At 67.5% G+C, this 14,805-nt stretch carries 9 protein-coding genes; 4 read left to right on the top strand and 5 right to left on the bottom strand.

Annotated elements, in window-relative coordinates; translation table 11 throughout:
* From ACX1NL_RS04890 to ACX1NL_RS04880, 3 genes are all read right to left on the bottom strand, one after another.
* Positions 1-807 carry an ECF transporter S component gene (locus ACX1NL_RS04890; RefSeq protein WP_458898759.1) on the bottom strand — a complete coding sequence of 269 codons (807 nt, stop codon included), beginning with the start codon at positions 805-807 and terminating at the stop codon, positions 1-3.
* 111 nt (positions 808-918) lie between these two features.
* A complete protein-coding gene (locus ACX1NL_RS04885; RefSeq protein WP_458898758.1) occupies positions 919-1,914 on the bottom strand; it encodes a nucleoside hydrolase in 996 nt (331 codons plus the stop codon).
* Positions 1,911-3,128 carry an MFS transporter gene (locus tag ACX1NL_RS04880; protein ID WP_458898757.1) on the bottom strand — a complete coding sequence of 406 codons (1,218 nt, stop codon included), beginning with the start codon at positions 3,126-3,128 and terminating at the stop codon, positions 1,911-1,913. Before ACX1NL_RS04880 ends, ACX1NL_RS04885 begins: the two co-directional genes overlap by 4 nt.
* 157 nt (positions 3,129-3,285) lie before the next feature.
* Here ACX1NL_RS04880 and ACX1NL_RS04875 point away from each other — a divergent pair, with 157 nt between their 5' ends.
* Positions 3,286-3,810, top strand: coding sequence for a hypothetical protein (locus ACX1NL_RS04875; protein ID WP_458898756.1), 525 nt, complete (start codon positions 3,286-3,288; stop codon positions 3,808-3,810).
* Here the strand turns inward: ACX1NL_RS04875 and ACX1NL_RS04870 are convergent.
* Positions 3,807-4,655 (bottom strand): hypothetical protein, encoded by an 849-nt coding sequence (locus ACX1NL_RS04870; protein WP_448236339.1) that lies wholly within the window; start codon positions 4,653-4,655, stop codon positions 3,807-3,809. The two genes, ACX1NL_RS04875 and ACX1NL_RS04870, sit on opposite strands and share 4 nt — an antisense overlap.
* 91 nt (positions 4,656-4,746) lie before the next feature.
* Entirely contained in the window at positions 4,747-6,330 is a 1,584-nt protein-coding gene (locus ACX1NL_RS04865) for a carboxylesterase/lipase family protein (protein WP_458898755.1), read from the bottom strand.
* Positions 6,331-6,413: 83 nt separating this feature from the next.
* Between ACX1NL_RS04865 and ACX1NL_RS04860 the strand changes: the two genes are divergently transcribed.
* From ACX1NL_RS04860 to ACX1NL_RS04850, 3 genes are all read left to right on the top strand, one after another.
* Positions 6,414-7,277, top strand: coding sequence for a hypothetical protein (locus ACX1NL_RS04860; RefSeq protein ID WP_458898754.1), 864 nt, complete (start codon positions 6,414-6,416; stop codon positions 7,275-7,277).
* Positions 7,273-10,881 carry an ABC transporter ATP-binding protein gene (locus ACX1NL_RS04855; RefSeq protein WP_458898902.1) on the top strand — a complete coding sequence of 1,203 codons (3,609 nt, stop codon included), beginning with the start codon at positions 7,273-7,275 and terminating at the stop codon, positions 10,879-10,881. The genes ACX1NL_RS04860 and ACX1NL_RS04855 overlap by 5 nt, the downstream gene beginning before the upstream one ends.
* A 123-nt stretch (positions 10,882-11,004) precedes the next feature.
* Entirely contained in the window at positions 11,005-14,739 is a 3,735-nt protein-coding gene (locus tag ACX1NL_RS04850) for a multifunctional oxoglutarate decarboxylase/oxoglutarate dehydrogenase thiamine pyrophosphate-binding subunit/dihydrolipoyllysine-residue succinyltransferase subunit (RefSeq protein WP_458898753.1), read from the top strand.
* Positions 14,740-14,805 lie beyond the last annotated feature (66 nt).

The following is a 14,805-nucleotide window of genomic DNA, read 5'->3' as shown; positions in this document are numbered from 1 at the left end:
CTAGCTCTGCTTGGTCTGCGGGGCGAAGGCGGCGACGGTGCGCTTCGGCAGCGCCTTGACCGTGAAGAACGCCACCAGCATGACGATGACCTTATCTACCGGGTCCGAGATGAAGGCCTGCGTGGTTACGGATGCGATGAGCGAGCCACCCATCTCACGGAACAGGCTGACCAGCGCGCCGGTGCCCACACCGGCGGTGCCGCCGTAGACGTAGGCCGCGACCGGGGCGGCGACCATACCGCCGATAAGGCCCAGCACCAGGCCGAAACCGATCACGGTGGCGATGTTGCGCAGCGCGTTGAAGCGGTGGATGAACACGCCGGCCAGCCAGCCGATCAGCGCCGCGCCCGCGGCGAACGGCAGCGCGGCCGGGTTGAGCAGGCCCCACACCACGTTGTTCAGCGCGCCGGTGGCCATGCCCGCAACCGGGCCTGCGAGTGCCGCGACGAGCACGGTGCCCACGGAATCCAGGTACAGCGGCAGGCCGATCGAGCCGACGATCTCGCCGACGACGGAGTTGATGATGATCGCGATCGGGATCAGCCCCAGCGTGCGCGCCGGAAGCACCGGGATCACCGCTGCGAGCAGCAGCGCGGTGCCGATGCCGTAGCCGGCGAGCAGCGCGATGCCCTGCCCGGAGCCGGTGACCTGATCCCAATCTGCCGGGTGAACCAGAACGAAGTACAGCCAGGTAGCGGCGATGAGGACGGCGCCTGCGATGACGAGCGCGCGGCGGGCGGGGGTCCATTCTGCCTTCTGCGCGGTGGTCGCGGTCTGCGCGGCCTGAGTGGAAACAGTGTGTGACATGGAAACTCCGAGTGGTGTGCGGGGAGGAACGGGAAGTACAGCCCTCATCGCCTATGTCACCTCGGCTGGGCTATCGGTTCGGGAGTGTAGCAGGCGGCGGGCGCGAACCACCTAGTCGTCGGCACGCTGGTGGCGCAGCTCCACAATCTCGGCATCGCCGGCGGCGACCTTCGCGTGCGCCTCGCACGCCCACGTGAACCAACCCCAGGCCAACGCGACGTCCGCGTCGGTGACCAGGCGCGCGTTGGGTTCGCGCTCCCAGATCCCGCGCAGGTCGGCCACGGAAGTGCCTCGCATGAGCTCGGAATCCGCCTCCACGGCGACGGTGGTGTCCTTCCAGGAGTACCCCACCAGCCCCAGCGCGATCAGCACGGTGAGCAGGTCGTGGATCTGCGCCTGATACCCCTCGCCCACATCCTCGTGGAACTCGAAGTAAAACCGCGTGATCGCCTCCAAATGCTGCGCCACCGGGGAGCCGCCAAGCTTATCGACGAACTCCGCCAACGCCTCCGGCTTGAGCACCATCCGCTCCGTCACACCAAGTGAGCACAAGGTGATCGGGGTCTGTGTCATGGCGAACACGTCGGCGGCGGCGTGCGGGTCCACCCAGAAGTTCCACTCCGCGCTCGGCGTGGTGTTGCCCGGGTAGTTCACTGCCCCGCCCATCACGGTGATGTGCTTGAGCTTTGCAAAGTGCTGCGGGTGGGCGTGCGCGAAGGCGGCCAGGTTGGTCAAGGGGCCGGTGACGATTAGATGGAGGTCGTCGGTGCCGCGCTCGATGGAGTCGATCCATAGCGCGTCCCAGTCGTGCTCCACGTGGCGCTCGGGCGCTTGGGCGTAGCCGAGACCGGTGTCGCCGTGGGTTTCGGGCGTGGTGGTCAGCTCCACCTCGAGCGGCTCCGGCAGGCCCGCGGCCAGGGAGATAATGGGTAGCCCGCACTGCCCCAGTATCCAGGCGCCGTTTTGCGCGCATTGGTCGGCGGGGGCATTGCCGGAGGTCGTCGTTAGGCAATCGAGCTCAATGAGCCCCCCGTGGGCCGCGGCGGTGAGGAAGATAATGGCGTAGGTGTCGTCGATGCCGGGGTCGCAATCCAGGATCACTCTCACGGTTTCGTTTCCTTCCCGGCAACAAGCCAGATCACAAGCGTGGCGGCGCACACCGCGCCGCAGACGCCGAACGCGGCCTGGAAGCCCGCGGCCTCCGCGACGGCGCCGAGCAGCACCGGCGCAAGAATCGAGCCGGCGTCCTGCGTCATTTGGTACGTGGACAGCACTGTACCGCCGGAGCGCTCGTTGCCGATGATGTCCGCGAGCGTGGCCTGGGTGGCGGGGCTCATCAGGCCTGCACCGATGCCGGCCGCGGCGGAGAGCAGCACCAGCGGCCAGAAGCTGGTGGCGCCGCCGAGCAGTGCCGTGAACACGCCGGAGGTGGCCAGGCCTGCGGCGACCATCGGGCGGCGGCCCAGGCTGTCGGCGAGTCTGCCAGAAAACTGCAGGGTTACGGCCATGCCGAACGCGAAGGCGGTCAGCGCCAACCCGGCGGCTGCTCCCCCACGCTCGAAGACGGCCGCGGCGAACAGCGGCAGGATGGCCACGCGCGAGCCCATGTTGACAAAGCCGTTGGTGAACCCGGCGGCCAGAAGCGCCTTGTACGTGGAGGTTTGCCACGCCTGGCGCACGCGCATCTTCGGCTTCGCCGCGGGCAGCGGTTCGGAGCCGGGCTTCGGCTGGGTGAGCCCGCCGACGGCGACGGCAGCGCCCGCCACCGCGAGGCCGTAAATTACAAACGGCGCGCGGAAGCCCAGGAAGGACAGCGCGGCGCCGATGATCGGGCCGACGACGTTGCCCACCAGAAACGCCGAGGCGTACAGCGCGTTGGCGCGCCCGCGGATGCTCGGGTGCGTCACACGCACGATCAGTGCCTGGGCGGACAGCGTGAACATGGTCGAGCCGAAACCCGCGATAAACCGCAGCGCCAGGATCTGCCAGTACGCATTCACGAACGCGACCAGGAAGGTCGCGCCAGCGACGATGAGCAGGCCCGTGAGGTAGATCGGACGGGAGCCAAGCCTATCGACGAGCCTGCCCGCCCCCGGCGCCCCCAACAACCGAGCCAACGCGAAGATGGAGATCACCGCGCCGGCCGCGGCCATGGACACGCCGAAGCTGCCCGCGAACTGCGGGAGGACCGGGGCGATGAGCCCGTAGCCGAGGGCGATGATGAACGCGGCGCCGACAAGGACCCAGATCGTGCGCGGGATCTTCGGTTGGGTGCGGGGCGCTTGCTGGATTGTGTGCTGTGTTGAGTTGTCAGCGTTCATTGCTGGTTAGAGTACATCGGCGGGTGGGGTGTTCCGATTTGCCAATGTGGCAAATAATTTCCACAAAGCAAAATCACCCCAGGTAGCTGGGTGCATTTCGTTCATTTGTTCGAATAGGTGAGCGGTGGTGTCGGAGGCGCTTCGTAGTGTGTGCGCCATGAAGTTCAACACGAAGAATCCGCTGCGCAGCGTCAGCCGAAATGAGAAGTCCCACTCCCCCGCCTACACCCCGGAGGCTCTCGCCGAGGAGATCCGCGAGCGCCACCCCGCAATCATCGAGTCCGCCCAGGCCGTCATGCACCACCCGCGTTCCCTGTCCCGCCCCACCGCCGCATGGCGCCCGCCGGTGCTCACCCTGCCGCGGGTGGCCAACGGGCCGCAGCTGACATTGGCCGTGACACGGCGCCGGGTTGGTCCACGGGCGCGGGCCCGGATACAGGGCTACGGAGGCGACCAGGTCCCGGCCTACCTAATTGAGGTCCGCATCGCCGACACCACCGGCAGCTTGGTGGACACCGTGCTCACCGAAGCGTGGGTGCGCGCGCTGATTCCGGACGACTGCGCGCACACGGTGCACGAGCTGGCCGGCACGCGCACGGCGAACTACGTGTGGCTCGTCGACGGCACGTTCACCCCGATCGCCTCGCCGTCGTCGATGTTCGAGGGACTCAGCGCCGCTTAGCCGCGGGCGGCGTCGCTGCTGTCGTCCTCGTCGATGCCGGGGAGACCCTCGTCTTCGTCGTCTTCTTCGGAGTCGACATCCTCGTCGAAGTCGGCATCGTCGTCCTCGTCGTCCTGGCCGAACAGGTCGTAGACCTCCGGCTCGTCGTACTCGTCGTCGACGGGAAGCAGCTGTGACTCCCAGTCCTCGGCCTGGTCGGCGGCGAGCGAGAGCACGTCGAAAAGCCTGTCAAAGTCCGTGAAGCTGCCCAGCTCGAGGCGCTCGGCGTCGATGAGGGCCTCGTCGTGGATGGCGTCGAAGAGGCGGGCGCGGTCCTCCTCGGTCAGTTCCGCGTCGCCGTCGGACTCCCAGAGCTCGCCCTCGGCGTCGTCGAGCACGTCGTCGTAATCGTCCGGCAGCGCGATGAAGGTGACCTTGGCGTGCGGGGTGCCCTCGACGGTGTCGATGGTGACCAAAAGCTCTGCGTTCTCGCCCACCTCGGCGCGCACCTGCTGCGGGTTCAAGTGGTCCTGGAAGAACTCCAGGTCGCCGATGCGCTCGTCGGTGCCCTCCAGCAGGTCGCGCAGCACGGTGATCACCTGGTCGGTGGCCATGTGCTCCGCAACCGCGGCCACGGCGTCCTCCACGGAGAACACCACGGCCACCAGCACGGCCTCGAAGTCCTCGTCGTCCTCGTCCACGTCCGCGGCCGCGATGTAGACGTTGGCGGCCGGCAAGTGCGGATCGATCTCCACGAACTGGATCTCCAGCGCCGCCGTCATGGGCACGAACATGGTGTCGCCGCCCACGCGGGACTCGATGCCTTCGCGGTCGAGCGCCGCTGCGATGTCCTCGAAAAAGCTCATGTCGGTGGTTCCTTCCCAAGCTCGGCCACAACGGGCACAAGCCTAGCCACGAATGCTTGCGCATGCGTGGCATTTCCCTGTCACGGCGGGGTTAACTGTCACCCCATGACGGATGGGCGGCACCGAGCAGCGATGCGGCCGAATCCATCAGGTCCTGGCGGTGGATGCCCCACTCGCGCATGTCAAAGCCCTCCCACGCCCTGCGCTGCGACGCCTTCGGGTCCCACTCCACCCGCATACCAGCGTCGAACACGGCCGTCGCACGTCCCGGCCTATCGTCGGAGCGGAAACCGTAGACCGGCCACTCCTCGCCCGGCGCGCCGGTGTGGAAGAACTGCCCCCAGTGGTGCTGCATCACCCGGCTGACCTCAGTGAACGCCTCAGATCCGCCGAAGACGTCCCAGCGCGAGGCCTTCGTGGCGTTCGGTTCGCCGAACACCGCGCCCAGATCGGCGGTGTGCATCGCGCCCAAGCCCAGCATGCGCATCGCGGCAGACGCGTGGTCGAAGCGGTACATCCACGTGCTCGCCTTCCTGCGGTGTGCGGTGGCCAGGATCACCGTCGGCGCCCAGAACACCGCGTCGGCGATGAGGTCGGCATAGTCGCCGCGCTCCCCGGCGTAGTCGTAGGCGCGCAGTACCGACTGGGCGTTGTCCGGGTCGAACGCCTCCAGCGCCCGGCGCGCCGCCCGCTGGCGAGTCTTCGTGGTTTGGTAGATCGCCTTGGCAAAGCTCGCCTCGTCGGAGTTGGTGCCCACGATCAGCGGCACGGCCGCCTGCTCGCCGGCCTCGAAGGTGTCGATGGGGTGCGCGGTGAGCGTCTCCCCGTCCACTGTGGGCATGAAGCTGGTGTTCAGCTGCACCAGTTCCTTAGTGTTGAGCAGCATGGATTGCCCGGCGCGCACGAGTTCTTCGGCGCGGGTCTCGCGCAGGTCCGCGAGCGTAGTCGTGCGCGGCAGGCCCATGCGGGTGACCAGTTCGCGCACCCACATCGCGGCCTGCAGGCGTGAGTGCACGCTGGCCGGCGGCGGCGACTGGGCCACCGCGCCGTGGAACAGCCCGCGCGCAGACGGCGAGCACATCAGGTGCACCACGGCCGCCCCGCCGGCAGATTCGCCCATGATGGTCACCCGGTTCGGATCGCCGCCGAAGCTGGCGATGTTGGCGCGCACCCACTCCAGCGCCAGAATCTGGTCCAACAGCGCGGGTGTGGCCACGCAGTCGTGGCCGAGCGAGCGAAAGTCCAAATACCCCAGCACGCCGAGGCGGAAGTTCACGGAGACGTAGACGACCTGCGTGGCATCGGCAAGCAAATGCCCCTGCAGCACCTTCTCGTTGCTCGCGCCGGTGACAAAGGTGCCGCCGTGGAAGTAGACCACCACCGGCAGCTCCTCGTCGGTGTCGGGGCGCACGATGTCTAATGTCAGGCAGTCTTCGGTGCCGATGACGGCGTCGCGCCAGCCGAATGTGCCCTGCATGGCGGGCGGGGCGAACCGTGAGGCGTCGTAAAGCCCCTGCCACCTCTGCGCCGGCTGTGGGGCGCGGAACCGGCCCGTGTGTGCGGTGGAGGCGCCGAACGGCACGCCGCGCCAGGTGCGCATGCCGGAGCGCGCGTCCACCACGCCGCGGACCTTGCCCGCGGTGGTGTCTGCGACAGGGTGCTCGGCGGCAGTCATGGCATCCAGCGTAGACGCAAGCGCAAAGCATCCAACTATGCTGGACCGACGTAAAAAACCTGATTAGCGAAAGTGACAGTTACATGTTTGGCAACAAGAAGAACCAGGACCTCGCCGTCCGCCAGGAAATTGAAGAGGCGCTGCGCGAAGACCCGACGCAGTTAGAAAAGGACGCCGGCCCGCTGGGGCGCGCGTTTATCGGCGCGGTGGATAAGGCTGTTCAGATGCAGACCTCCACCATCCGCACCTACGTGAACTGGCTGCGCCGCCAGAACCCGGAGGCCACGCCTGCGGAGATTCAGAATCTTATGGACGAGCACCTGAAAAACACCGTCACCGGCACCGGCGCGGGCGTGGGTGCCGCAGCCGCCGTGCCCGGCATCGGCCTGTTTACCGGCGCGGCCGCAGTGGCGGGCGAATCTGTGCTGTTTTTGGACCTCGCCGCGTTCTACGCCGTGGCATCCGCCTACCTACGCGGCGAGGACATCGAGGACCCGGAGCGCCGCCGCGCGCTCGTGCTCTCGCTGCTGATGGGCGCGAAGGGCCTGGCGATTGTGGACGCCATGCTTGGCGACGACGCCGGCAAGATCCCCGGCAAGTCCACCCTGACCAAATTCTCCGGCCCGACCCTGTCCAACACCAACAACGTGCTGCAGCGCATCGCCATGCGCTCCATGCGCAAGTCCCAGCGTCGCGCGTGGCTGGGCAAGCTCATGCCACTGGGCATCGGCGCGGTCGCCGGCACCACCGCCAACCGCAAGCTGGCCGACGGCGTGATCGGCAACATCCAGTCCGGCCTCGGCGCGGTGCCGGCAGGTTTTGCCACCCCGCTGCCGGACAAAGACACCGACGAGGATGGCAAGGGCCTGAGCCTGAACCAGAAGGACTTCGCCGCCTGGATCCTGCGCCAGTTCAAGGACGAGGACAAGGACGGCGACAACAATTAACCCCCTGCTCACCAGATCCCTTCGCGCCAACCGGCCCGCAGCCGTCGCCGCCTTTGCCGCCGCCACGCTCGCCGCCGTGTTCCAGACGGCGGTGCCGGCGCTGACCGGCCACGCGGTGGACATCGCCACCGGCAACGCGGAAGGATCGGTGACGCGCACCGCGTGGGCGATGGTCGCCGTCGCCGCGGCCACCTACGTCTTAAGTTTCACCCGCCGCGTCACGGCGGGCCGGCTGGCATCCAGCTCCCAGCACTGGCTGCGCACCGAAATCCTGCGCACGCTGCACCGCTTAGACGGCCCGGGCCAGGACACAATCGTCACCGGACAAATCGTCTCGCGCTCCATCTCGGATTTGAACCAGTACCACATGGTGCTGGCCAACCTGCCCATGCTTCTCACGCGCGTGGTGCAGCTCGCGCTCACCCTGGCGGTGATGCTGTGGATGGACATCCCGTTGACCCTGATGTCGCTCGCGCTGCTGCCGCTGATCCTGTGGGAGGCCAACCGCTCACGCAAGACGCTCTACGCCGCCACGTGGGTCAACCAGCACGCGACCGCGGAGCTAGCGGAGCACGTCGAGCAGACCGTCTCCGGCGTGCGCGTGGTCAAGGCGTTCGGCCAGGAGCAGCGCGAGATCGACCAGCTAGATCAGCTGGGCCGCCACCTCTACGCGGTGAAGATGCGCGCGGCGAAGCTCACGGCGCGCTTCCAACCGGTGCTCTCCCAGCTGCCCAAGGTCGCGCTGGTGGTCACCATCATCGCCGGCGGCATGCTGGCCATCCGCGGGCAGATCACCATCGGCCAGTTCGTGGCGTTCACGGCGTATTTGACCTCCATGACGTCGATGATGTCCATGCTGACCAACCAGTACGTGCGCCTACAGATGGGCATGAGCTCCTTCGACCGCCTCGACGACGTGCTCAAGCTTGCCCCCGCCGCTGAGACCGCCGCAGCCCCCACGGCCGGCACCGGCCTGCGCTTTGACAACGTGCACTTTTCCACCGGCGGCAACCCCGTCCTCAACGGCTTCTCGCTCGCCGTCCGCCCGGGCGAGACGGTCGCGCTCGTCGGCCCGCCCGGCGCGGGCAAAACCATGGCCGTCCAGCTCGCCGGCGGCTTCTACCAGGCGGATTTCGGGAGCGTGGAGCTTCTCGACGGCTCCGCTGACCCCGCCTCCCTGCGCGAACGGGTCCTGTGCGTGTTCGACGACGCGTTCTTGTTCTCCTCCTCCGTGCGCGACAACATCGCCATGGGCTCTCACCTCCCGCCGGATGAGCTCGACGCCGCGGTGCGCGAGGCGGCGCGCCTGGCCTGCGCCGACGAGTTCATTGAGCGCCTGCCCAACGGCTACGACACCGAGGTCGGCGAGCGCGGCCTGACGCTCTCCGGCGGGCAGCGCCAGCGCATCGCGCTGGCCCGCGCGCTGATGGCCAAGCCGGAGGTGCTCGTGCTCGACGACGCCACCAGCGCCATCGACGCCGTCACCGAATCCCGCATCCTCGCCAACCTGCGCGAGGAGCTCACAGACGTCGCGGTGCTCACGGTCGCGCACCGTCAGTCCACCGTGGACCACGCGGATGAGGTTGCGGTGGTGCGCGGCGGAGCCGTCGTCAAGTGTGGCCCCCGCGATGAGGTGGTTGAGAGCCCGGAGTACCTGGCCACCATGTCCGCGGACACGCCTACGGAGCTGCCCGCGGCCCCGACCCGCACCGATCTGTGGCCCGAGGTCACCGAGCCCGAGCGCGAGCGCGTGATCGTGCCCACCACCGGGCGCGCGTCCACGGTCAACGCCACCCCGGAGCTGCTCGCGCGGGTGGAGAAACTCCCGGAGGCCACCGAGCAGCCGGACTTGAGCGCCGAGCGCCTGGAGCAGCTTCGCACCCCGTCCAGCGACTTCCACGTGCGCGACCTGTTCCGCGCGGTGCGCTGGCTCATCGCCGGCACCGTGGCGCTGCTGGTGGTCGGCGTGGTGGCGGACCTGGCGTTTCCCACCCTCGTGCGCGCGGCGGTGGACCGCGGCATCGCCAACTCGGACCAGGAAAGCCTGATCCGCACCGGGCTAATCGCGCTCGGTGTGGTGGCGGTGGCGTGGGCGTCCATGACCGTGATGACGGTGCTGTCCTCGCGCTCCGGCGAGCGCCTCCTCTACGGCCTGCGCCTGCGCTCGTACGCCCACCTGCAGCAGCTGGGCTTGAGCTACTTCGAGTCGCGCCTGTCCGGCAAGATCATGACGCGCATGACCACGGACATCGACACCCTGTCCAGCTTCCTGCAAACCGGGCTGGCCCAAGCCATCGTCGCCGTCGGCTCGCTTGCCGGCGTGACGGTGATGCTGGTGGCCACCGACGGCCAACTCGCGCTCGTCGCGTTCGCCGCCGTGCCCGTCATCGCGCTGGCCACCTGGGGCTTCCGGCACTTCTCCAAGCGCTTCTACGCCGCCGCGCGTGCGCAGATCTCCGCGGTCAACGGCGAGTTCGCGGAGCTCATCGGCGGTATCCGCGTCACCCAGACCCACCTCGCCCAAGACCACTTCGAGGCTCGCTTTGCCCAGATGAGCGACGAATACCGCCGCATCCGCATGAACTCTGTGCGCCTGGTGGGCCTGTACTTCCCCGGCATGCAGTTCGTCTCCCAGGTCATGACCGCGGTGATCATCGGCGTCGGCGCCACCCGCATCGCGGACGGCACGCTGTCGGTCGGCGTGCTCGTCGCGTTCACCATGTACCTCAGCCAGCTCTACGGCCCGATCCAGCAGCTCGGCCAAATCTTCGACTCCTGGCAACAAGCCACCGTCAGCTTCGACCGCATCCGCGAACTCCTCGCCGAACGCACCACCGTCCCCGACACCGGCACCCGCCCCGGTGCGCACACTGCCGCGTCCGGGGAGCTTTCGCTTGACGACGTCACCTTCGGCTACTCGCCGGATGCAGAACCAGTCATCGACGGCATGGATTTGTCCCTTTCGCCCGGCTCCACCGTGGCTCTCGTGGGTCCGACGGGGGCGGGCAAGTCGACCGTCGTCAAGCTGCTGGCCCGCTTCTACGACCCAGTGGAAGGTGTCGTGCGCGCGTCGGGGACGAACGTCGCCGAATTCCCGCTCGCGGATTGGCGGCGCGCGCTCGCGCAGGTGCCGCAGGAGTCCTACCTCTTCCCCGGCACCGTCGCGGACAACATCGCCTACGGGGCCGCCGGCGCCACGGACGCCGAGGTGCAGGCCGCGGTGGAACGCATCGGCGCCCTCGGCGTCATCGGCACCATCCCCGGCGGCTTCAACGCGCGCGTCGGCGAACGCGGCCGGGGCTTAAGCTCCGGGCAGCGCCAGATCATCGCGCTTGCCCGCGCGGAGATGCTCACACCCGCGGTGCTGCTGTTGGACGAAGCCACGGCCACCCTCGACCCCGCCACCGAACGCGCCGTGCTCGATGCCTCCGACAAGGCGATGGCGGGGCGCACCTCCGTCGTCGTCGCGCACCGCCTCGCCACAGCCGCGCGGGCCGACCGCATACTCGTCGTGGATGAAGGACGTATCATTGAAGACGGCTGCCACGAGGACCTCATCTCCGCAGGCGGAAGATATGCCCATATGTGGGCTGTTAACCGATAACGGGGGTGAAACGTAGGTCCCCCGTGGAGAGGAACAACCCAAGTTAGCGTGTTACCAGCGCCGACGATTACAGTCAAAGAAACGTTCCGCGAACACAACCCAGAAGGAAGGCGAGAACCTGCCGTGAGCAGCGAAAACACGTTCGGCCAGAACAGCTGGCTGGTTGACGAGATGTTCCAGCAGTACAAGGACGACCCCAACTCGGTGGACGCCGAATGGCGCGAACTCTTCGAGAACAAGGGCGCTCCGAAGACCGCGAAGGGCACCCCCAACGTCACCCCTTCCGACGAGAGCGCAAGCACTCCGAAGACTAACCCGAAGGTCTCCCGCAGCACCGGCGCCCCGAGCCAGGACGGCCGCGAGACCAAGGTGGACGAGGCAGCGGCCAAGGTCGCCGCGAAGCCGAAGCGCCCCGCAGCCCCGGCGAAGTCCTCCCCGCTGGACAAGGTCAACCAGATCGAGGTTGAGCCCGGCGAGTTCCAGCTCAAGGGCGCTTTCAAGGCCATTGCCAAGAACATGAACGAGTCGCTCGAGGTGCCGACGGCGACCACCGTGCGCGACATGCCGGTCAAGCTCATGTTTGAAAACCGCGCGCTGATCAACGACCACCTCAAGCGCACCCGCGGCGGCAAGGTCTCCTTCACCCACATCCTGGGCTACGCCATTGTCCTGGCCACCAAGCTGCACCCGGACATGAACAAGAACTACAAGGAGGACGGCAACAAGTCCTTCGCGGTGCAGCCGGAGCACATCAACCTCGGCCTGGCCATCGACCTGCCGGGCAAGAACGGCTCCCGCTCCCTGGTCGTCGCCGCCATCAAGGAGTGCGAGAACAAATCCTTCGACGAGTTCGTCGAGGCGTATGAGGACATCGTCGCCCGCGCCCGCGACGGCAAGCTCACCATGGACGACTTCTCCGGCGTGACCATCCAGCTGACCAACCCGGGCGGCATCGGCACCCGCCACTCCATCCCGCGCCTGACCAAGGGCCAGGGCACCATCGTCGGCGTCGGCGCTATGGACTACCCGGCGGAGTTCGCAGGCGCCTCCGAGGACCGCCTCGCCGAGCTCGGCGTGGGCAAGCTGGTCACCCTGACCTCCACCTACGACCACCGCGTCATCCAGGGCGCGGAGTCCGGCGAGTTCCTGCGCGACATCTCCCAGCTGCTTATCGACGACAAGTTCTGGGACGAGATCTTCCGCTCCCTGCACATCCCGTTCGCACCGCTGCGCTGGGCACAGGACGAGCCGAACACCGGCATCAACAAGGACACCCGCGTCATGCAGCTGATCGAGGCGTACCGCTCCCGCGGCCACCTCATCGCCGACACCAACCCGCTGCACTGGCACCAGCCGGGCCTGCCCAAGCCGGACTCCCGCGACCTGCTCATGGAAACCCACGGCCTGACCCTGTGGGACCTGGACCGCGTCTTCCACGTCGGCGGCTTCGGCGGCAAGGAGCAGATGACGCTGCGCGAGGTCATGTCGCGCCTGCGCGCCGCCTACACCCTGAAGGTGGGCACCGAGTACTCCCACATCATGGACCGCGACGAGCGCGAGTGGCTGCGCGACCGTGTCGAGGCCGGCATGCCCAAGCCGACCGGCCCGGAGCAGAAGTACATCCTGCAGAAGCTCAACGCCGCTGAGGCCTTCGAGAACTTCCTGCAGACCAAGTACCTCGGCCAAAAGCGCTTCTCGCTTGAAGGTGCCGAGACCCTGATCCCGCTGATGGACGCCATCATCGACACCGCCGCAGGCCAGGGCCTCGAAGAGGTTGTCATCGGCATGCCGCACCGCGGCCGCCTCAACGTGCTGTTCAACATCGTGGGCAAGCCGGTCGCCACCATCTTCAACGAGTTTGAGGGCAACATGCGCGCAGCCCAACAGGGCGGCTCCGGCGACGTGAAGTACCACCTCGGCTTCGAGGGCGAGCACATCCAGATGTTCGGCGACGGCGAGATCAAGGTCTCCCTGGCCGCCAACCCGTCCCACCTCGAGGCCGTGGATCCGGTCCTGGTGGGCATGGCGCGCGCCAAGGAAGACCAGATCAAGTTTGCCAAGGGCCGCGAGGACCACCCGGTCGTGCCGCTGATGCTGCACGGCGACGCTTCCTTCACCGGCCTGGGCATCGTCCAGGAGACGCTGAACCTGTCCCGCCTGCCGGGCTACACCGTCGGCGGCACCATCCACATCGTGGTGAACAACCAGATCGGCTTCACCACCACCCCGGACTCCGGCCGTTCCTCCTACTACGCCACCGACCTGGCCAAGGGCTTCGACTGCCCGGTGTTCCACGTCAACGGCGACGACCCGGAGGCCGCCGCCTGGGTTGCCCAGCTGGCCACCGAGTACCGCCGCGAGTTTGGCAAGGACGTCTTCATCGACCTGATCTGCTACCGCCTGCGCGGCCACAACGAGGCCGATGACCCGACGGTGACCCAGCCGGTCATGTACGACCGCATCCAGTCCCACCCGTCGGTGCGCACCCGCTACACCCAGGACCTCATCGGCCGCGGCGACATCACCGAGGAAGACGCCGAGAAGGCGGCACAGGACTTCCACGACCAGCTGGATTCCGTCTTCTCCGACGTCAAGGCTGAGAAGGGCCAGCCGAGCGAGCAGACCGGCATCACCGAGTCGCAGGAGCTCACCCGCGGCCTGGACACGAACATCTCCGAGGACCAGTTCAAGCGCCTCGCCGACGCGTTCGCGAACCTGCCGGAGGACTTCACGCCGAACAAGCGCCTGAAGTCCGTGCTGAAGAAGCGCGGCGGCTCGTTCACCGACGGCGACATCGACTGGGGTTGGGGCGAGCTGCTCGCCTTCGGTTCCCTGGCGGAGCAGGGCAAGTTTGTCCGCCTCGCCGGCGAGGACTCCCAGCGCGGCACCTTCACCCAACGCCACGCGGTGCTGTACAACCCGGATAACGCCGAGCCGTACAACCCGCTGGACCACAACGCGCAAGAGGCCGACAACGGCGGCCGCTTCCAGGTGTTCAACTCCGCCCTGACCGAGTACGCGGGCATGGGCTTCGAGTACGGCTACACCCTGGGCAACAAGGACGCCGTGGTGGCTTGGGAGGCGCAGTTCGGCGACTTCGCCAACGGCGCGCAGACCATGATCGACGAGTACCTGTCCTCCTCCGAGACCAAGTGGGGCGAGCTGTCGTCGCTGATCACGCTCCTGCCGCACGGCTACGAGGGCCAGGGCCCGGACCACTCGTCGGCCCGCATCGAGCGCTACCTGCAGCTCGTGGCGGAGGGCTCGATGACGATTGCCCAGCCGTCCACCCCGGCAAACCACTTCCACCTGCTGCGCCGCCAGGCTCTCGGCGAGATGAAGCGTCCGCTGGTCGTCTTCACCCCGAAGTCGATGCTGCGCAACAAGGCTGCTGTCTCGCAGCCGGCTGACTTCATCGAGGTGGACCGCTTCCAGTCCGTCATCGACGACCCGAACTTCGTTGAGCGCGGCAACAAGGTCGTCGGCGACACCGACAAGGTCACCACGATCATGCTGTGCTCCGGCAAGATCTACTGGGAGCTGGCCAAGAAGAAGGAGAAGGAAGGCCGCGACGACGTCGCGATCATCCGCGTGGAGATGCTCCACCCGATCCCGTTCAACCGCCTCGCGGACGCGTTCAAGAACTACCCGAACGCCAAGGAGATCCGCTGGGTCCAGGACGAGCCGGCAAACCAGGGCGCATGGCCGTTCTACAACGAGCACCTGCGCACCCTGATCCCGGACATGCCGGAGATGGTCCGCGTGTCCCGCCGCGCCCAGTCCACCACCGCAACCGGTGTGGCCAAGGTGCACCAGCAGGAGGAGAAGCAGCTGCTCGAGGAGGCATTTGCAAAGTAGCTTGACGACGGGAGCGCCGCCGGTGCTCCCCCACAAGCGTTAGGGCCCCGGGGTATCCCGGGGCCC

It is taken from the genome of Corynebacterium sp. CQ3829_602738, from assembly GCF_054478435.1.
This window is presented reverse-complemented; position numbering and strand designations above follow the sequence as displayed.

What these genes read in the sequence shown, in the direction of transcription:
- ACX1NL_RS04870 (WP_448236339.1), bottom strand. Translation starts at nt 4,655, where the DNA reads ATGAGCTTTTTCGAGGACATCGCAGCGGCGCTCGACCGCGAAGGCATC.
- ACX1NL_RS04880 (WP_458898757.1), bottom strand. Translation starts at nt 3,128, where the DNA reads ATGAACGCTGACAACTCAACACAGCACACAATCCAGCAAGCGCCCCGC.
- ACX1NL_RS04890 (WP_458898759.1), bottom strand. Translation starts at nt 807, where the DNA reads ATGTCACACACTGTTTCCACTCAGGCCGCGCAGACCGCGACCACCGCG.
- ACX1NL_RS04860 (WP_458898754.1), top strand. Translation starts at nt 6,414, where the DNA reads ATGTTTGGCAACAAGAAGAACCAGGACCTCGCCGTCCGCCAGGAAATT.
- ACX1NL_RS04875 (WP_458898756.1), top strand. Translation starts at nt 3,286, where the DNA reads ATGAAGTTCAACACGAAGAATCCGCTGCGCAGCGTCAGCCGAAATGAG.
- ACX1NL_RS04865 (WP_458898755.1), bottom strand. Translation starts at nt 6,330, where the DNA reads ATGACTGCCGCCGAGCACCCTGTCGCAGACACCACCGCGGGCAAGGTC.